At 65.2% G+C, this 17,065-nt stretch carries 17 protein-coding genes; 2 read left to right on the top strand and 15 right to left on the bottom strand.

Annotation, left to right across the window (positions count from 1 at the left end; all coding sequences use genetic code 11):
* Window positions 1-124: 124 nt before the first annotated feature.
* The 4 genes from VSX60_RS10535 to VSX60_RS10550 form a co-directional block, all read right to left on the bottom strand.
* Window positions 125-586, bottom strand: a complete 462-nt coding sequence (locus tag VSX60_RS10535) for a PilZ domain-containing protein (RefSeq protein ID WP_327624127.1) — start codon at window positions 584-586, stop codon at window positions 125-127.
* 209 nt (window positions 587-795) lie between these two features.
* On the bottom strand, window positions 796-1,815 hold the full coding sequence (gene ilvC, locus VSX60_RS10540) for a ketol-acid reductoisomerase (RefSeq protein WP_327624128.1): 1,020 nt from the start codon (window positions 1,813-1,815) through the stop codon (window positions 796-798).
* A gap of 11 nt (window positions 1,816-1,826) precedes the next feature.
* Window positions 1,827-2,456: a TetR/AcrR family transcriptional regulator C-terminal domain-containing protein gene (locus VSX60_RS10545; protein WP_327624218.1), complete on the bottom strand. Its 630-nt coding sequence runs from the start codon at window positions 2,454-2,456 to the stop codon at window positions 1,827-1,829.
* Between the two features lie 188 nt (window positions 2,457-2,644).
* Complete coding sequence (locus tag VSX60_RS10550) at window positions 2,645-3,391, bottom strand: pyridoxine 5'-phosphate synthase (protein ID WP_327624129.1); 747 nt, start codon at window positions 3,389-3,391, stop codon at window positions 2,645-2,647.
* A gap of 294 nt (window positions 3,392-3,685) precedes the next feature.
* On the opposite strand from VSX60_RS10550, the gene VSX60_RS10555 reads away from it, so the two are divergent.
* Entirely contained in the window at window positions 3,686-5,308 is a 1,623-nt protein-coding gene (locus VSX60_RS10555) for a hypothetical protein (protein WP_327624130.1), read from the top strand.
* A 103-nt stretch (window positions 5,309-5,411) separates the two neighbouring features.
* Here VSX60_RS10555 and VSX60_RS10560 read toward each other — a convergent pair whose 3' ends face one another.
* The 10 genes from VSX60_RS10560 to miaA form a co-directional block, all read right to left on the bottom strand.
* Complete coding sequence (locus tag VSX60_RS10560; protein WP_327624219.1) at window positions 5,412-6,539, bottom strand: ATP-dependent DNA helicase; 1,128 nt, start codon at window positions 6,537-6,539, stop codon at window positions 5,412-5,414.
* An 89-nt stretch (window positions 6,540-6,628) separates the two neighbouring features.
* Window positions 6,629-6,964 (bottom strand): nitrile hydratase accessory protein, encoded by a 336-nt coding sequence (locus VSX60_RS10565; RefSeq protein ID WP_327624131.1) that lies wholly within the window; start codon window positions 6,962-6,964, stop codon window positions 6,629-6,631.
* A complete protein-coding gene (nthB, locus tag VSX60_RS10570; protein ID WP_327624132.1) occupies window positions 6,954-7,628 on the bottom strand; it encodes a nitrile hydratase subunit beta in 675 nt (224 codons plus the stop codon). Before nthB ends, VSX60_RS10565 begins: the two co-directional genes overlap by 11 nt.
* Window positions 7,625-8,278, bottom strand: a complete 654-nt coding sequence (gene nthA / locus VSX60_RS10575; RefSeq protein ID WP_327624133.1) for a nitrile hydratase subunit alpha — start codon at window positions 8,276-8,278, stop codon at window positions 7,625-7,627. The genes nthB and nthA overlap by 4 nt, the downstream gene beginning before the upstream one ends.
* Entirely contained in the window at window positions 8,256-8,915 is a 660-nt protein-coding gene (locus tag VSX60_RS10580; protein ID WP_327624134.1) for a LysE family translocator, read from the bottom strand. Before VSX60_RS10580 ends, nthA begins: the two co-directional genes overlap by 23 nt.
* 86 nt (window positions 8,916-9,001) lie before the next feature.
* On the bottom strand, window positions 9,002-9,574 hold the full coding sequence (gene ilvN / locus VSX60_RS10585) for an acetolactate synthase small subunit (protein WP_327624135.1): 573 nt from the start codon (window positions 9,572-9,574) through the stop codon (window positions 9,002-9,004).
* 133 nt (window positions 9,575-9,707) lie between these two features.
* Entirely contained in the window at window positions 9,708-11,492 is a 1,785-nt protein-coding gene (locus VSX60_RS10590; RefSeq protein WP_327624136.1) for an acetolactate synthase 3 large subunit, read from the bottom strand.
* A gap of 316 nt (window positions 11,493-11,808) precedes the next feature.
* Entirely contained in the window at window positions 11,809-12,618 is an 810-nt protein-coding gene (locus VSX60_RS10595) for a DUF1206 domain-containing protein (RefSeq protein ID WP_327624137.1), read from the bottom strand.
* Between the two features lie 18 nt (window positions 12,619-12,636).
* Window positions 12,637-13,479: a GGDEF domain-containing protein gene (locus tag VSX60_RS10600; protein WP_327624138.1), complete on the bottom strand. Its 843-nt coding sequence runs from the start codon at window positions 13,477-13,479 to the stop codon at window positions 12,637-12,639.
* Window positions 13,480-13,553: 74 nt separating this feature from the next.
* Window positions 13,554-14,462, bottom strand: a complete 909-nt coding sequence (gene miaA / locus VSX60_RS10605; protein WP_327624139.1) for a tRNA (adenosine(37)-N6)-dimethylallyltransferase MiaA — start codon at window positions 14,460-14,462, stop codon at window positions 13,554-13,556.
* 13 nt (window positions 14,463-14,475) lie between these two features.
* Between miaA and serB the strand changes: the two genes are divergently transcribed.
* Window positions 14,476-15,366 (top strand): phosphoserine phosphatase SerB, encoded by an 891-nt coding sequence (gene serB, locus VSX60_RS10610; protein ID WP_442873084.1) that lies wholly within the window; start codon window positions 14,476-14,478, stop codon window positions 15,364-15,366.
* Window positions 15,367-15,380: 14 nt separating this feature from the next.
* Here serB and VSX60_RS10615 read toward each other — a convergent pair whose 3' ends face one another.
* Window positions 15,381-17,009, bottom strand: a complete 1,629-nt coding sequence (locus VSX60_RS10615; RefSeq protein WP_327624141.1) for a Do family serine endopeptidase — start codon at window positions 17,007-17,009, stop codon at window positions 15,381-15,383.
* Window positions 17,010-17,065 lie beyond the last annotated feature (56 nt).

Raw genomic sequence — 17,065 nt, forward strand, 5'->3', positions numbered from 1 at the left:
CGCCAAATCCGACCAGCCCACGTCATTGCTTGGTCAACTTGGCGACGCGCCCACCAAGCCGCAGCTCGACAAGCGCATCTCAAATCCAAAGAGCAACTGTAATGCTAGGGGCCATGGCGCGATGCTACGACGCGGGATCGGTCCTGGACCAGGCGAACAGGCTTGAGAGCGCCGGCGGAAGGATTTCGGGCTCGATCCGGCGGATGCCGGGGGTCGACGCCGATTCGTGTTGAACCGAGTTCAGTTCGTCCAACGCCGCCGACTGACTCGCGACGGCCGCCTCCCTGTCGTCGTCCTGCTCATCCGCGATGTCGAGAAAGCGGATTCCCGCGAACATCGCCCGCCGGTAGACCAGGCGAGCGGGACGGGCGTGCTGGTCTTCTCCGACCCGAATTTCGAACGCCTTCGGCAGGTGCGCGGCTTCGTCGATGGTCAACAGCGCCCCGGTCGCCGAAAGATTGCGCACGATGCAATCGAAGGTCGAGAAGCCGCCGTTGAAGATCACCTTGGCGCGTTTGAGCGTCCGCATGCGCTGGGCGACGCGGCGTTCCGATCCATCGGGTTCGAGTTCTGGGAGCGCTGCCATGATGGCCTCCGGGACAATCTGCAAGCGGAATTATCCCAGACAGTCCTTTGCAAATGCTGAAGCCGGCCGGGACATTTTGACATTGTCGATCATGGCCGTTCGCCGCTCGGCTAGGAACGACACCTCTCGCAACGCTAAACGACGATGGCCGGGCAACCTCGTTGCCCGGCCATCCGATCTTCGATTCGGCGCGATAGGCGCGGGTCGAGCTAGTTGCGGGCCTTGTCGACCAATGCGCCGGACTTGATCCAGGGCATCATGCCGCGCAGCTTTTCGCCGACTTCCTCGATCTGGTGATCGTCGTTGCGGCGGCGGATCCCCTTGAAGCGGGCCATGCCGGAACGGTATTCCTGCATCCATTCGCTGGTGAACTTGCCGGTCTGGATGTCGTTCAGGACGCGCTTCATCTCGGCCTTGGTTTCGGCGGTGATGATGCGCGGGCCGGAGACGTATTCGCCCCACTCGGCGGTGTTGGAGATCGAGTAATTCATGTTGGCGATGCCGCCCTCATAGATGAGGTCGACGATCAGCTTGACCTCGTGCAGGCACTCGAAATAGGCCATTTCCGGCGCATAGCCGGCTTCCACCAGGGTCTCGAAACCAGCCCGGATCAGTTCCACCAGGCCGCCACACAGGACCACCTGCTCGCCGAATAGATCGGTCTCGCACTCTTCCTTGAAATTGGTCTCGATGATGCCCGAACGGCCACCACCGACGCCGCAAGCATAGGACAGCGCCAGATCGAGGGCGTTGCCCGAGGCGTCGCGATGCACCGCGACGAGGCACGGAACGCCGCCGCCCTTCTGGTACTCGCCGCGCACCGTATGACCGGGGCCCTTGGGCGCGATCATCACCACGTCGACCGTGTCCTTCGGCTCGATCAAGCCGAAATGCACGTTGAGGCCGTGGGCGAAGGCGATCGCCGCGCCGTCGCGAATGTTCGCGGCGATCTCGTCCTTGTAGATGTCGGCCTGCAGTTCGTCCGGCGCGGCCATCATCATCAGGTCCGCCCAGCCGGCCGCTTCGGCCACCGTCATCACCTTGAAGCCGTCGGCCTCGGCCTTCTTGGCGGTCGCCGAGCCCTGACGCAGGGCGATGGCGACGTCCTTGGCGCCGGAATCCTTCAGATTGAGCGCATGGGCGCGGCCCTGGCTGCCATAGCCGATGATCGCAACCTTGCGGGACTTGATGAGATTGAGATCGGCATCCCGATCGTAATAGACGCGCATGTCGTGTCCTCCTAGTTGATGTCTCCGGCCACGATCGGCCGGTTCTCGTCCGCCCCGTAAAGGGCGAAGAACTGATCCGCGGCGCGCTTGGCGTCGCGGTCGATATCGGCAGGGCGCAAATCAAGCGGTTCGCCGAGCAGAAGTCGGATCTGGACGTCGCGCACGACCAGACCGAAGAAGGTCCGGAAGGCGGCATCGACATCGTCGAAATCAAGAATTTCGGCCGCGCGCCCGGCCGCCAGCGCCGGCTTCAGCCGCCGGGCCATCGCGAACGGACCATTGTTCAGAACGATCGCACCGAGATCGGCGGTCTGGGAGCCGGCTTCTGCGACCGCGAGCCGGTTGAGCGCGACCGAGGTCGGCCCGGAGATTACCGTCAGCCAGTCGCGTGCGAATTGGGCAAGGTCGGAGTGAAGCTGCTGGCGCGTGTCGCGCCCGGTTCGGGCCGGAACGCCGCGCACCTTGGCCGCCTGCCAGCGGACGGTCGCGGTCAAAAGCCCGTCACGGTCGCCAAACCATTTGTAGAGCGTCTCCTTGGAACAGCTCGCTGCCCGCGCCACCGCCGCCATGGTCAAGGGACGCCGCGCCGCCACGACGAGGCCGAGCGCCGCATCGAGGACGTCGCGCTGGCGCGCCGTCATCGTGTTGCTGTCGAGATCCTCTATCGTCTGCACCCGCGCCACCCGTCCTGCTTGTGGTTCGCTTGCCCATCAGCCGTACCGTAACGTACGGTACGGCTATTTAGCGGCAATGGCGGCAGGGATCAAGCACCCGCTGAAAGGACGTCGGCAATGGCCCTGTGAAAGCCCTGCGTCACGAGAGCATCGGGTCAGGCATCCTGCCCGCAGGCGTGACAAAACCGGCGCACGGTCTCGGCCATACCGAATTCCAAAGCGTCGGCGGTCAATCCGTGGCCGATCGAGACCTCGGCGAGGTCGGGGATGCGCGCGACCAGCGGCGGCAGGTTGGCGACGGTCAAATCGTGCCCGGCATTGACTCCGAGACCGGTCGCCAGCGCCGCGTCGGCGGTACGCCCGAGACGCTCGATCTCGCGCGCCGCCGCGTCCGGATCGTCATGGGTCGCGCCATAGGGGCCGGTGTAGAGTTCGACGCGATCGCAGCCCGTTGCGGCGGCGGCCGCCATCGCTTCGGGTTCGGGGTCGGCGAACAGCGAGACCCGGGCGCCCTCGCCCTTCAACGCCATCACGATCGGCCTGAGAAACGCCGCCGCGGCAACGAAATCCCAGCCATGGTCGGAGGTCGGCTGGGAAGGATCGTCGGGGACCAGCGTCACCTGCTCCGGCCGCGCCGCGCGAACGAGTTCCAGGAACTCCGGCGTCGGATAGCCCTCGATATTGAACTCGGCGCCGGGAAATTCCGTATCGATCAGCCGGCGAATGTCCGGCAGGTCGGAAAAGCGGATATGCCGCTGGTCGGGACGCGGATGCACCGTCAGCCCGTGCGCGCCTGCCTGCAACGCGATCCGGCCCAGCGCGGTCACGCTCGGCCAAGGCAGGTCGCGCCGGTTTCTCAGCATGGCGACGGCGTTGAGATTGACGGACAGTTCGGTCGGCATGGCGGTCTCGCTCGGCGGCTAGAGCATCGGACCGAAAAGTGGATCCGGTTTTCGGATTATTCCGATGCTCAACCAAAGTGATAGAGCGTCCTTTGTGCGTCCGGATGGAAGCACTGGCGCTCTATTGCCGGCTCGGTAGCATAGAAGACGAAGGCTGTCCCTACTGGTGCCCTCCTCCCCGCCGAGCTCGGGTGCAGCGCGACACCACTGCGCTTGTTCGCATTGACAGGCCGGGGGCTCCCGACCCTATTCTGAAATCTCGGCGTTTTGCCGATGGTTCTGTGGGAGGACATGATGGGCGGCTCGAGATTTATCCCGATCCTGATCGCAGGCCTTGTGGGCCTGATCGTCGGCTGGTGGGCGGCGCCCGACTTCGATGAAGCCAGCGAAACCATGGCGGGGCAAATCGAGGAGCTGAAGGCCCCGATCGGTCAAATCCAAACCAACGTGGACGCGTTGAGCACTCGCCTCTCCGAACCGGCCCCCGACACTGGCGATACCGCGGCGACGGAAGCAGTCAACGCGCTGGGGTTGCGCTTCGACCAGCTGACGAACGAACTGCAGAGCCGCACCGACGCGATCACGCAGGCCGTCCAGGAACAGGCCGGCCAGGCCGCCGGCGGCGCGGCCGCCAAGCTGGACGAAATTGCGACCCAACTGAAGAGCCTCGAAGAGCGGATTGCGAGCGGCACGCCGCAGCCGTCGCCCTCCGAGGTGGCCGCCACGACGGCGACACCCGGCGGCGATCCTGCGGCGCTGGCAGAACAGATCGGCGCGTCCGGCGCCATCCTCCTGCCCGGTCAGGCGGCGATCTTCGGAGGCTACACTGTGCGGCTGACGGCGATTTCGGTCGAAAACGGCAGCGCGACCCTGGTCGTCAGCGATGGCGAAAACCAGGAGGTCGCGACGGGCGAGGCAATCAAGGTCCGCGAGACCTGCGAGGTCAGCGTCGCCGGCGTTACTGCCGGCGCGGCCTACCTCGCCGCGCAAGGGTGCGAGCAGTCGGCCGAGAGTGCGCCGCAGGCGGCAACGGCGCCGGAAGCTCCCGCCGATGGCCAACAGGCCGCGCGAGCCGCCACCGAAACGGCCCCCACGGATGGCGAGCAAGCAGCTTCGACCGGCGGTGAACAGCCGGCTCCGGAGACTGACGCCCAGGCAGCAGCGCCGGCAGAGCAGCAGCAGACCACTGAGGCGCCCGCTACTCCAGCAGCCCAGCCGGAAGGCCAGCAGCCGGCCGAACCCGTTAGCGCCTCGCAAAGCGGTGACGGCAACTCCGCCAGCGTGCCGACGGGCGGCACGGCCGTCTTCGGCGACACCCGCGTCTTCGTTTCGGCCATTGGCGAGAGCGACGCCTCGCTCTTCGTCGCCGGCAAGGGCCGCCAGACGGTCGCGACCGGTTCGGCGCTCGACGCCGGCAATGGCTGCATGGTGACCGTCGCCGGTATCGAGAATGGTCAGGTGCAATTGACCGCTGAGGGTTGCGCGAGCGGCGATTCCAGCGAAGGCCAGGCAGCAGCCGCGAGCGATGGCGCGCAACCCTCCGCCGCGGCGGACGCCGAGACGGCGGCCCCGACTGCCGAAGAACAGCCCACCGATGCAGCGGACAACGGTGCAGAGGCTGCGCCGGCCGCTGACACCGGCGAAGCCACGACACCCGCCGCCGATGAACCGGCGGCTCCGACAGGCGGCGACACGGCCGGTTCGGCATCCGGCCTGACGACCGGCCAGACCGCGACGTTCGGCGAGAAGAAAATCTTCGTCTCGGCGGTCAGCGACTCAGGCGCGACGCTCCAGGTGATCGGGGGCGATCGGCAGCAGGTGGAAACCGGCGGTGCGATCGATCTCGGCGATGGCTGCGTGGTCACGCTCGATAAGGTCGAAGACCGCAGCGCCTTCCTGTCAGCGGCGGGCTGCTGAGCCGGCCCGACGACAGCCCAATCAGCAAGAAGGCCCGCGATCACCGGATCACGGGCCTTTTTTCATGTCGCTTGGCCGTCCGCCTTCGCGACCGGGCGTCCATTTACTTGACGATCGTCAGCGTCTCCGCCGCGCGGGTGATCGCCGTGTAAAGCCAGCGCTCACGGGTTTCCTTGAAGGCCCAGCTTTCGTCGAACAGGACGACGTCGTTCCATTGCGAGCCCTGCGCCTTGTGGACGGTCAGGGCGTAGCCGAAGTCGAAATCGTCGAAGCGCTTCTTGGTCGCCCAGGGAATGTCGGCGTCCGGATCCTCGAAGGCGGCCTTCAAGAGCCGGATCTTCGCCGCGCCCTGGTCGATGTCGTCGTCGTCCGGCTTGACGATGAGATTGACGCCGGGCTTCGCTGTCTCGCGCGCGGCGGTCATCACCTGCCAGAGCGAGCCGTTGAGCAGCCCCTTCGGCGGATCATTTCGCAGACACACAAGCTTGTCGCCGGCCATCGGCAGCGGACCCTCAAAGCCCTTCAACTCGCGCAGTCGCGCATTGTAGCGCCGTCGCGTCCGGTTGGTGCCGACCAGAACCTGATCGGCGGCGAGCACCTTGTCGGTTTCCACATCGCGCTTGCCGATGATCTTGGCGGCCCCCCAGTCGCCATGCATCAGCTCCTTGCCCTCGCGGACATGCAGGGCGAGTTCGATGATCGGATTGTCACGCGCCTGGCGATGGATCTCGGTCAATAGAAAGTCGGGCTCGGCCTCGGTGAAGAAACCGCCGCCCGAGACCGGCGGAAGCTGGCCCGGATCGCCGAGCACGAGGATCGGCGTGCCAAAGGACATCAGATCGCGCCCGAGCGCCTCGTCGACCATGGAGCATTCGTCGACGATGACCAGCTTGGCCTTGGCGACCGGGCTCTGGCGATTGAGCGAAAAGGTCGGCGAGACTCGCGACGTCCCGCTCGCCTCGTCGGCGACGGTCTCCTCGCCGCGCGGTCGGTAGATCAGCGAATGCAGCGTACGGGCACTCTTGGCGCCCTTCGACCGCAACACCTGCGCCGCCTTGCCGGTAAAGGCGGCGAACTGCACCGAGCCATCGATGCCTTCGGCGAAATGGCGCGCCAGCGTCGTCTTGCCGGTGCCGGCATAGCCGAACAGGCGGAAGATCGGCTGATCGCCGTCTTCCAGCCATTGCGCGACGGCCTTCAGCGCGTCGTCCTGCTGGGGTGAGAGCTTCATGGGGGCAAATGGCAGGATTCGGGGCGACACGGCAACGACAAATCGACGCGCACTCTCGTCTTTCGACGTCTTTGCCCGGCCCCTCCGCCCTATTCCGTCCGGCCACGCCCCTCCGGATCGTTTGCCAGCACGATCGGCTGGCCATGCGGCGTCGCCCGCGCGGCGCGGCGCCAGGCGGCGGCCAGCCCCTCGACCTCTGCGGTGCCCGTCAGCCCTTTTTCGGCAAGCAACCCTTCGAGCGCGCCGAGAAAGCGCGGATAGTAATCGGACCCGTCCTCGGCCGCGTCCGACGCGTGCAGCGTTCGCCCGAGTGCTTCGGCCCATTCGGCGGCGGTGAAAACGCCGTTCTCCACGAGCGCGACCTGCAGTCCGAGAACTTCCGCCTGCCATGGCTCGGCGAAACGCTCGGGAGCGTCATTCGTCATCGTGCGGCACCGGTTCCAGATAACTTTCGAAGGCGTCGATCGAGACGGTCAGTCCCGGATCGCCATCCCTGCCCCACAACGCCGGACCGTCGAAGGCGACGGTGTAGAGCCATTGCGGCGCCTCCCCCTTGCCATGCGCGTCGGTGTCCGGAAACACATGGACGCCGTGGACGGAGTCGACCCGCCCGACGCGGCCACGGGCATAGCGCGGCAGCCGCGTGTGGCCGGTGGGATGCATCTCGATGGTGCGCACCCTGTCGCCGACAGCAAATCTGGCTGGCGTGATCGCCGGCCGGTCGACCGGAACGCCCTTGGCTAGCACCGCCGGCATGTCGGCGCCTGAGACCACGCGCTTCGGCGTCGGCGCATCGACGAGCGGCTCGCCACGATCGAGTTCGTCCTCTGTGACGAAACCATGGCGCAGCAGCAGCTTTTCAAGCGCCTTGGTCCAGATCTCGTAATAGCTCGAGCCGTAATAATCCGCCGGGTGCAGGCTTTCGCGCGCATGGCGGCTTTCGTCGATCGTCCAGGCGCCGAGCGTTCCCGCCGCAACGGTCAACCCCAGCGCACGCTTCTCCCAATCGGCGTGAAACAGCGGCTCGTTCGTCTCTGGGGCGACCGGGCCGAACCCCATCTGGCCGCCGAGATCCTGCGGGCCGTTCACTGGCCCGCACCGCTGATCGATTCCGGCGCGACGGCGAGCCCCGTCCCGATCATCGCGTCGCGCGTGACCAGATCGGCCAGTTGGTTCTCCTCCAGTCCGTCCGTCCCGGCCGGCCGCATCGGCACGACGAGATAGCGCATCTCTGCGGTCGAATCCCACACCCGGATCTTGACGTCCGGCGAGAGGCTTACACCGAACTCCTCCAACACCCCACGAGGGTCGATGACGGCACGGGAGCGATAGGGCGGCGATTTGTACCAGACCGGCGGCAGCCCGAGCACCGCCCACGGGTAGCAGGAGCAAAGCGTGCAGACGACGAGGTTGTGCGTTGCCTGCGTGTTGAATACCGCGCGCATGTGCTCGCCCTGCCGGCCGGTGAAGCCGAGCGAGGCGATCGCGGCCGTCGCATCCTCGCGCAGCCACGCCTCGAATCGTGGATCGGCCCAGGCTTTCGCCACCACCCGCGCGCCGTTGCGCGGCCCCACCTTGGTCTCGTAGGTTTCGATGATCGCGTCGATCGCGTCCCGGTCGACGAGCCCCTTGCGGGTCAGGATCGTTTCCAGCGCTTTCACCCGCGCCGTCATCGGGTCGAGATCATTGTCGTGGGCATGCCCATGATGGTGGGCGTCATCGTCGTGCGAATGGCTCATGGCCTAAAGCTAAGCCTGCCGCGCTTTCCTCGCAATATGCCTGGTCACAACAGCATCGCACCAGGGTCAGCGCCAGGAGCACCCCCATCGCGATGTTGAACCATTTCAGCCGCGCTGGATCGGCGAGGAAGCGCTTGAGCATCACCCCGAAGCCCGCCCAGGTCGACACGCTCGGCCAGTTGACCAAGGTGAAGGCCGCGGCAACGAGCACGACCGAGAGGAACGGTCGCGCGGGATCGGTGTAGATCGCCATCGCGGTGATCGCCATCACCCAGGCCTTGGGATTGACCCACTGGAACGCCGCCGCCTCGACAAAGGTCATCGGCCGCTCGCCACCCTTCCCCTCACTCATTCGGCGGGTCGTCGCGATCTTCCAGGCCAGAAACAGGAGGTAGGCACCGCCCGCGAGCTTCAGTGCGATATGGAGTGGCGGATAAGCTGCCAGCAACGCGCCGAGCCCAAATCCGACCGCCAGCAGCAACAGGCAGAACCCGCCGGCGATGCCGCACATGTGCGGGAAGGTCCGCCAAAAGCCGAAATTCACGCCCGACGCCAGCAGCATCAGATTGTTCGGCCCGGGCGTGATCGAGGCCACGAAGGCAAAGGCCAGCAGCGCGAGGAAGACGTCGGGGTTCATGACAATCAATCTTCAGGTCGGCTTTACTATCCTCTCGATCGGGACAGTCGTCGCGACCCAAGCGCCTGTACTCAACGCTTTGTGGCCTACATTCCCGCCTTGCCGCGCGACAGCGCCGCGACGCCCGTGCGGCAGACCTCGACGAGGCCGAGCGGCGCCATGATCGCAACGAATTTGTCGATCTTCGACGGCCTACCGGTGATCTCGAAGACGAAATGCTCGATCGAGGAGTCGATGACCTTGGCGCGGAAGACGTCGGCCAGCCGCAGCGCCTCGACGCGACCCTCGCCCTTGCCGGCCACCTTGACGATCGCCAGCTCGCGCTCGATCGGCGCGCTTTCGCCGTCTTCGCCCGCAACGCGGGTGAGATCGACGACGCGATGCACCGGCACGATCCGGTCGAGCTGGCTTTTCAACTGCTCGATCACATGCGGCGCGCCGCGGGTGACGACCGTGATGCGCGACAGATGCTTCTCGTGCTCGGTTTCCGAGACCGTCAGGCTTTCGATGTTGTAGCCACGGCCGGAGAACAGCCCGATCACACGCGCCAGAACCCCCGGTTCGTTGTCGACGATGATCGCCAGCGTGCGCGCCTCGTTCGCCTCCTTTTCGGGAGTGATGAAATAGGCCGAAGCGGGTGGCTGGACGGGTCTGTTCATGGTCGAACTCGGTACTCTGGAGATGGCGGCACCATAGAGGCGCGCGCGAAAAAGAAAAGCGTCGGCGCGGCGGTACAAACGCGCCGAAGCGCGAAAGCCGTCGAGACAATCCCCCGACGCGGCGCCGCTGCGTCTACACTAGCGCCTTGCCCTTGGCGTCGATGGCGCTGGCCACTGCCTCGTCGCTTGCCTCGTCCGGCAGCAGGATTTCGTTATGCGCCTTGCCCGACGGAATCATCGGGAAACAGTTGGCGAGATTGGCCACCCGGCAGTCGAACAGCACCGGCTTGTCGACAGCCAGCATCTCCTCGATCGCGTCATCGAGATCGCCCGGCTTCTCGCAGCGAATGCCGTGGCCGCCATAGGCTTCCGCCAGCTTGACGAAATCCGGCAGCGCCTCGGTGTAGGAGTGCGACAAGCGGTTGCCGTGCAAGAGCTGCTGCCACTGGCGGACCATGCCCATATACTGGTTGTTGAGAATGAAAATCTTGACGTTCGCTTGGTGCTGAACCGCCGTCGACATCTCCTGCATGTTCATCAGCACCGAAGCGTCACCGGCGATGCAGACCGACAAGGCATCGGGATGGGCGATCTGCGCGCCGATCGCCGCCGGCAGGCCGTAGCCCATCGTCCCCAGCCCGCCGGAGGTAAGCCAATGGTTCGGCTCCTCGAAACCATAGAACTGCGCCGCCCACATCTGATGCTGGCCGACCTCGGTCGACACGTAGGTTTCGCGGTCCTTGGTCGCCGCGTAGAGCCGCTGCACGGCGTATTGCGGCATGATGACGTCGTTGTTCGGCTTGTAGGCGAGGCAGTCGCGCGCGCGCCAGGTCTCGATCTGATCCCACCAGTTCGCCAGCGCCGCAGGTTCGCTCGCCTTGCCGCGCGCCTTCCAGAGTTCGACCATGTCCTTCAGCACATGGCCGACATCGCCTATGATCGGCAGGTCGACATGGACGTTCTTGTTGATCGACGAGGGATCGATGTCGATGTGGATCTTCTTCGAGTTCGGCGAGAACGCATCGAGGCGCCCGGTGATGCGGTCGTCGAAGCGCGCACCGACGCACAGCATCACGTCGCAGCCATGCATGGCGAGATTCGCCTCGTAGGTGCCGTGCATGCCGAGCATGCCGAGCCAATTCTTGCCGGACGCGGGATAGGCGCCAAGCCCCATCAGCGTCGAGGTGATCGGAAAACCCGTGCTCGCGACGAACTCCCGCAGCAGCCGCGTCGCCTCCGGTCCGGAATTGATCACGCCGCCGCCCGAATAGATCATCGGGCGCTTCGCGGCGGCCAGCATGGCGACCGCCGCCTCGATCCGGTCGCGGTCGCCGTCGAGCTTCGGCCGGTAGCTCTCATGCTGACGGATCGGCGGCGGCGGCGAATAGGTGCCGGTCGCGAACTGGACGTCCTTCGGCACGTCGACGACCACGGGGCCGGGCCGGCCAGTGGTGGCGACATGAAACGCCTCGTGCAACACGCGGGACAGGTCATTGACGTCCTTGACCAGCCAGTTGTGCTTGGTGCAGGGCCGCGTGATCCCGACCGTGTCGCATTCCTGGAAGGCGTCGGAGCCGATCAGCGTCGTCGGCACCTGGCCGGTGATGCAGACCAGCGGGATCGAATCCATCAGCGCATCCTGCAGCGCCGTCACCGCATTGGTCGCACCGGGCCCGGAGGTCACCAGCATCACCCCCGGTCGGCCGGTCGACCTGGCATAGCCCTCCGCGGCATGACCGGCGCCCTGCTCGTGCCGCACCAGAATGTGGCGAACCTCCTCCTGCTGGAAGATCTCGTCATAGATCGGTAGCACCGCGCCGCCCGGGTAACCGAAGATATCCGTGACGCCATTGTCCTTCAGCGCCTGGACGACCATTTCGGCGCCCGTCATTTCCCGCGTTTCCGCTGTCGCTTCCATCGTCGTGATCTTCCGTCTGCTGTCTGCCGGATTTGTCTGGCGCCGTTTCCTGTCCGGATATTTGCCGGAAATCGGCGCAATAAAAAAGGGCCGCTGGGGCCCTTTGGATGCGCACACGTGGCTATCGCCGGGCGGTCGCTAGACCGCCGCGCGTGTGCGCCTTCGTACTACGAGAATGCCGTTCGTGTTCATCGCACATGACGCTAAGCGCATCGGGACCGTCAGTCAACGCAATAGTGCGCGACCACTAAGGGCCGCGCACTATTGCAACAAGCTTAGATGTCGCGATCTCGAGACGCCGTGCCGATCGACGGCCTCAAACGACCGCCTCGATATTGATGCGGCGATACAGCGCCTCGGCCAGCGCGTAGATGCCAAAGGCCATCAGGCCAAGCCCGGTCAACGACAGCAGCGCCCAACCGTACAACCAACCTTCCATCGCCGCCAGCGCCGTGTCCAGCCCCGGCGTATCGCCACTGGCATAGGAGGCGGCACCGCTGAACAACAGCCCGGCAAGGACAAGGAAGGTGACGCCTCGGGCCATCAGTCCGAACTGGCAGACCGGGGTCAACCAGCTGCGGACTCCCTCGGGAATCTCCATGTACTTTTCAAAGCCGGCTTTGGCGCCCTTGAAGATGTGGGCCGCGCCCGCCGCTGCCATACCGAGGGCAACGATATAGGTGAGCCAGACGCCGTAGCCCGCCTCATAGGCCTTGGCGACAAGACCGTTTGAGCCGCCGCCACTCGCCATGCCGATCAGCAGGCTCGCGGCATAAAAGGCAAGCGCACCATAAGCCAAAGCGCTGAAGATCAGGCCAATCCGGACGAACATCCCTTTTGTGTCGGTACCGTGGTGGTCGACATCGAAGACGACCTGAACGATCCGCCAGGCGGCAAAGCAGGAAAGTGCGAGGACGAGCAGGCCGAGGAGAATGGTACCGAATGCCGACCCGGCGATCTGTCCGACCGCATCTTTGCTATCCATCGCCTCGCCGGAGGCGAACGCGGCGCGAAACGCGAAGTAGCCGATGATGAGAAACACCGCTCCCCGCGCCACATAGCCAGCCCTTGCGGCGTGCCGAAGCCAATCGCGGTTGTCGTCGGTCAGCTGGTGGGTGTCTGCCATAATCATCGCCTTATTTTACTAGGACGATACGCTATAGGACCGGATCCGTTCCCCGCCAAACGGAATTAGGCCGCCGGAATGGGCATAGACCCGATTGCGGCCGGATTGTTTGGCTCGGTAGAGCGCGATGTCGGCACGTTTGAGGAACGCGGCGTTCTCGTCGCCGGCGTTCGATACGGCCAAGCCGATCGACGCGGTGATGCGCAGGCTGACGTTGCCGACCCCGATGGTCAACATCGAGATAGCCTCACGGATCTGATCGGCGAAGCGTTGAAACTGCATCGCGCTCATGTTCGGCGCAACGACGGCGAACTCCTCGCCGCCCACCCTCGCGACGATGTCATGATAGCGCGTGCACTCGAACAGGCAGGTCGCCACCGACTTCAGGACCAAGTCGCCGACGTCATGCCCATGGGTGTCGTTGATCGCCTTGAAGTGGTCGAGATCGATCAGCATCAGCCCCAACGGACGTCCAATTCTGTCGAACTCAAGCAGATATTGCCGCAACGACTCGTCGAAAAAGCGGCGGTTGTTCATTCCGGTCAACGGGTCGGTCAGCGCGGCCCGTTCGAAATCCTGCGAGCGCTGCCGCAACAATCCCGCCAGCGAGTGCAGCTTGCCTTGCTCGCGGGCCTGTTGTCGGACCATCGGCAAGATCCAGAATAATCCGGCCAGCAAAGCGACGATCAGGCATGAAAACGTCGCCGCGAAGAGGATCGACTCGACCCGTTGTTCCTCTGGCAAACCGATTTCCGCCAGCGCCGACGCGGCGACACTGTGCCCCGCATAGGCACTCGCTGCCGCGGCGGCGATCGTGCACAGGAACAATGCGACCGACCATTCCGACTTGCTGATGTTCATGCAGAAGAAAAACCCGTTCTTTTCTGCCACGAATCACTAGCGCAATAGGTTCACCATCCGCTTAACCGTGTCGATCAAATTGACGAGATTAGATCGGCGTCGGGCGCTTCCAACCGCGCCCAGTCGGAACCGAACTGATGCCGGAACCAGGTTTCCTGGCGCTTGGCGTATTGCCTTGTGCGTGTCACCGCGCGGGCTGTCGCCGAGTCGAGGGTCAGCCCGCCGTCGAGCACCGCGCCGAATTCGGCGACGCCGATCGCTTTGGCCGCCGACCCCGCTAGCGCACCGGGAAGCGCTAAAAACGCGGCGACCTCGGCGAGCGCGCCGGCCGCGACCATCGCATCGAAGCGCCGCGCGATCGTCTCGCGCAGCCGACTTCGCTCCGGCGCAAGGATGATCTTCACGCATTTGCCACTGTCGAGCAGCCCCTCGCCCTCTCCCGCCTGCAAGGATGACAGCGGCGTTCCGGCTGCCTCGCCCACCTCCAGCGCCCTGACGATCCGTTGTCCGTCCGCCGGCTTTATGCGGGCTGCGGCGACGCGGTCCCGCTCCGACAAAAGCCGATGCAGCGCTGGCGCACCCTCTTCCGCCAGCCGCCGCCGCCATGTCTCGCGAAGCTCTGGCGCGACCTCTGGCATGGCATCCAGAAACCCTAGCAAAGCCTTGAAATAAAGCCCCGTTCCGCCGCAAAAAATGGGAATCCGTCCGGACGCGCGGATATCCGCGAGAACGGCTGCCGCCTGGCGTGTATACGTTCCAGCCGAGTAGGTTTCATGGGGGGGCACATGGCCGTAAAGGCGATGCGGAACCCGCTCGAGCTCGGCCGAAGTCGGCCGCGCCGTCAGGATTTCGAGCCCCGCATAGACCTGCATCGAATCGGCATTGACGATGACCCCGTCATGTCGCTCGGCGAGTTCGAGCGCCAGGCGCGACTTGCCGCTGGCGGTCGGCCCAGCTATCAGGATCGCCTGTTTTTCTGCCATCTCGGATCGCCATATCATGTTCGTCGCAACGCTCATCGCCGCACCGACCGGGGCCGGCCTGCCGGCTCGCGCCCTTGTCGACATCGCACGTGAGCTCGGTGTTCGACCTGAGACAGCCGACTGGCTCGACCCCGATTTCGCAGCCGATCTCGCCTTCGAGGCCGCTCCCTCACCTGAGCAGCGGCGCACCGTCGCCGAAATTGCCGCCGCCGGCCGCTTCGACTGCGTCGTGCAGCAGCGCGCGGAGCGGCGCAAGGACATTTTGATCGCCGACATGGATTCGACGATGATCGGCGAGGAATGCATCGACGAACTCGCCGCCGAGGTCGGAATCAAGGACCGCGTTGCCGCAATCACTGCCCGGGCGATGAACGGCGAGATCGAATTCGAACCCGCCCTCAGGGAGCGCGTTGCCCTGCTTGCCGGCTTGCCGGAGGCGGTCGTGGCCAAGGTGATTTCCGAGCGCATCACGCTCGCGCCGGGCGGCGCCTCGCTGGTCGCGACCATGCGGGCCAATGGCGCCTATACAGCCCTGGTTTCCGGCGGTTTCACGGTATTCACCGGTCCAATCGCCGCGCGCCTCGGCTTTCATGAAAACCGCGCCAACCGCCTGTGCGCCGAGGCGGGGCAACTCACCGGCCACGTCGAAGAGCCCATTCTTGGAGCCCTCGCGAAGGTGACGGCGCTGGAAGCGATCGCCGCAGAACGCGGTGTCGGGGCAGAGCAGGCGATCGCGGTAGGCGACGGGGCCAACGACCTCGGGATGATCAAGCGCGCCGGCACAGGCATCGCGCTCCACGCCAAGCCGGCAGTCGCCGCGCAAGCGCCCCACCGCATCGACCACGGCGACCTGACGTCGCTGCTGTTCGTTCAGGGCTACAGGCGGGACAAGTTCCAGCAATAGATCCCGGCACCGCCTCAGTCGATCGGCACCACGACGAAGCGCAAATCGCCATTGGCCGAGGCCAGGAGCAGCAGCGCGTTCTTGCGACCGTCCTCTTTCAGCTTGGCGATCTTGCTCGCGACCTCCTTGGCGCTGGACACCTCTTCCTGGGCGACTTCGCGTATCGTCACGCCGGCTTCGATGCCCTTTTCGGCGGCTCCTGAATTCGGCTTGACCGCGGTGATCACCACGCCTTTGGCGTCCTCGGCCAGGCTATATTGCTCGCGCAGCGGGCCATCCAGATCGGTGAGCGTCATGCCAAGGATTTCGACGCTCCCCATCTTGGAATTCTTGTCGCCGCTTGGTTTCGTCGAACTCCCCGTCGATTCCCCGGCCTTTTCCATCAGCTTTTCGCCGTCCTCCAGCCGGCCGAGGGTGACCTCGACCGCCATCGACTCGGCGGGATCGGCGGCGGCAGCCTTGCGCAGGATCTCGACCGGAACCGTCTGGCCGACGGGCGTCTCGGCGACGATGCGCGGCAGATCGCGGGACGTATCGATTTCGCGCCCGTCGAAGCTGACGATGACGTCGCCGACCTTCAACACACCGTTGTCGGAAGGGCCGCCGGGAACGATGCCCATCACCACCGCGCCCCTGGCTTTGCCGATGCCCAACCCCTTGGCGATGTCGTCGGTGACCGCCTGCAGCCGAATGCCGAGCCAGCCGCGCCGGGTCTCGCCGAACTCGCGCAGCTGGTCGATGACATTGACTGCGAGCTTCGACGGAATCGAGAAGCCGATGCCGATCGAGCCGCCGGTCGGCGAGATGATGGCGGTGTTGATGCCGACGACATTGCCGTGCATGTCGAACAGTGGGCCGCCGGAGTTGCCGCGATTGATGGCCGCGTCCGTCTGAATGAAATTGTCGTAAGGACCCGCGTTGATATTGCGGCCGCGGGCCGAGACGATGCCGATCGAAACCGAACCGCCGAGGCCGAACGGATTACCGATCGCCATCACCCAGTCGCCGATCCGCAGACTTTCCGAATCGCCGAACTGGACGGCGGTGAGCGGCGTTTCCGACTCGACCTTCAACACCGCAAGGTCAGTCTTCGGATCGGTGCCGAGCAGCTCGGCTTCGAGCTGCGTGCCGTCGGGAAAATTCACGGTGATCTTGTCCGCGTCGGCGATGACATGATTGTTGGTGATGATGATGCCGCTCGAATCGACAACGAAGCCGGAACCGAGCGACTGCAGGCGCCGCTCGCCGGCCCCGTCTTCCTGCTTCAAGAGATCGTCGAAGAAGTCCTGCAGCGGCGAGCCCTCGGGCGCCTCCAGCTTCGGCACGCCCCGCCCGGGCATATCGACATTCTGCGACGTTGAGATGTTGACCACCGCGTCGAGCAGCTTTTCAGCCAGATCCGCGACCGATTCCGGTCCCTTAAAGGGCGACGAGCCCGGAGTCTGCGGCGGCGTCGCGACATCTGTCTTGGGCACGGCGCCGTCGACCACCGGGGGAACAGGAAGCCCCGGCACGACGGCGTCGGGTGCCGGCACCGGATCGACCGGCTGCGCCCGGGCCGCGATCGGGGCAAAAAACGACGTAGCCGCCAGAACGAATCCAGCCGTGGCGGCAATCGAAAAGCGGCGCAGGCGGATTGTCATCATATGTCCTTTCGCAGGCTCGACACGGCGCCTCAAGCGCCGCGCGGCCACCTCAT

It is taken from the genome of Aurantimonas sp. A3-2-R12 (assembly GCF_036016755.1).
In the GTDB taxonomy this organism is placed as follows: domain Bacteria; phylum Pseudomonadota; class Alphaproteobacteria; order Rhizobiales; family Rhizobiaceae; genus Aurantimonas; species Aurantimonas coralicida_A.

Bases quoted from the DNA above. Each gene is read 5' to 3' on its own strand.
- ilvN (WP_327624135.1), bottom strand. From the start codon at position 9,574: ATGAACAGACCCGTCCAGCCACCCGCTTCGGCCTATTTCATCACTCCC.
- VSX60_RS10595 (WP_327624137.1), bottom strand. From the start codon at position 12,618: ATGGCAGACACCCACCAGCTGACCGACGACAACCGCGATTGGCTTCGG.
- VSX60_RS10565 (WP_327624131.1), bottom strand. From the start codon at position 6,964: ATGACGAATGACGCTCCCGAGCGTTTCGCCGAGCCATGGCAGGCGGAA.
- ilvC (WP_327624128.1), bottom strand. From the start codon at position 1,815: ATGCGCGTCTATTACGATCGGGATGCCGATCTCAATCTCATCAAGTCC.
- VSX60_RS10545 (WP_327624218.1), bottom strand. From the start codon at position 2,456: ATGACGGCGCGCCAGCGCGACGTCCTCGATGCGGCGCTCGGCCTCGTC.
- VSX60_RS10580 (WP_327624134.1), bottom strand. From the start codon at position 8,915: ATGAACCCCGACGTCTTCCTCGCGCTGCTGGCCTTTGCCTTCGTGGCC.
- VSX60_RS10550 (WP_327624129.1), bottom strand. From the start codon at position 3,391: ATGCCGACCGAACTGTCCGTCAATCTCAACGCCGTCGCCATGCTGAGA.
- VSX60_RS10560 (WP_327624219.1), bottom strand. From the start codon at position 6,539: ATGAAGCTCTCACCCCAGCAGGACGACGCGCTGAAGGCCGTCGCGCAA.
- VSX60_RS10555 (WP_327624130.1), top strand. From the start codon at position 3,686: ATGGGCGGCTCGAGATTTATCCCGATCCTGATCGCAGGCCTTGTGGGC.
- VSX60_RS10535 (WP_327624127.1), bottom strand. From the start codon at position 586: ATGGCAGCGCTCCCAGAACTCGAACCCGATGGATCGGAACGCCGCGTC.
- VSX60_RS10615 (WP_327624141.1), bottom strand. From the start codon at position 17,009: ATGACAATCCGCCTGCGCCGCTTTTCGATTGCCGCCACGGCTGGATTC.
- miaA (WP_327624139.1), bottom strand. From the start codon at position 14,462: ATGGCAGAAAAACAGGCGATCCTGATAGCTGGGCCGACCGCCAGCGGC.
- VSX60_RS10590 (WP_327624136.1), bottom strand. From the start codon at position 11,492: ATGGAAGCGACAGCGGAAACGCGGGAAATGACGGGCGCCGAAATGGTC.
- nthA (WP_327624133.1), bottom strand. From the start codon at position 8,278: ATGAGCCATTCGCACGACGATGACGCCCACCATCATGGGCATGCCCAC.
- VSX60_RS10600 (WP_327624138.1), bottom strand. From the start codon at position 13,479: ATGAACATCAGCAAGTCGGAATGGTCGGTCGCATTGTTCCTGTGCACG.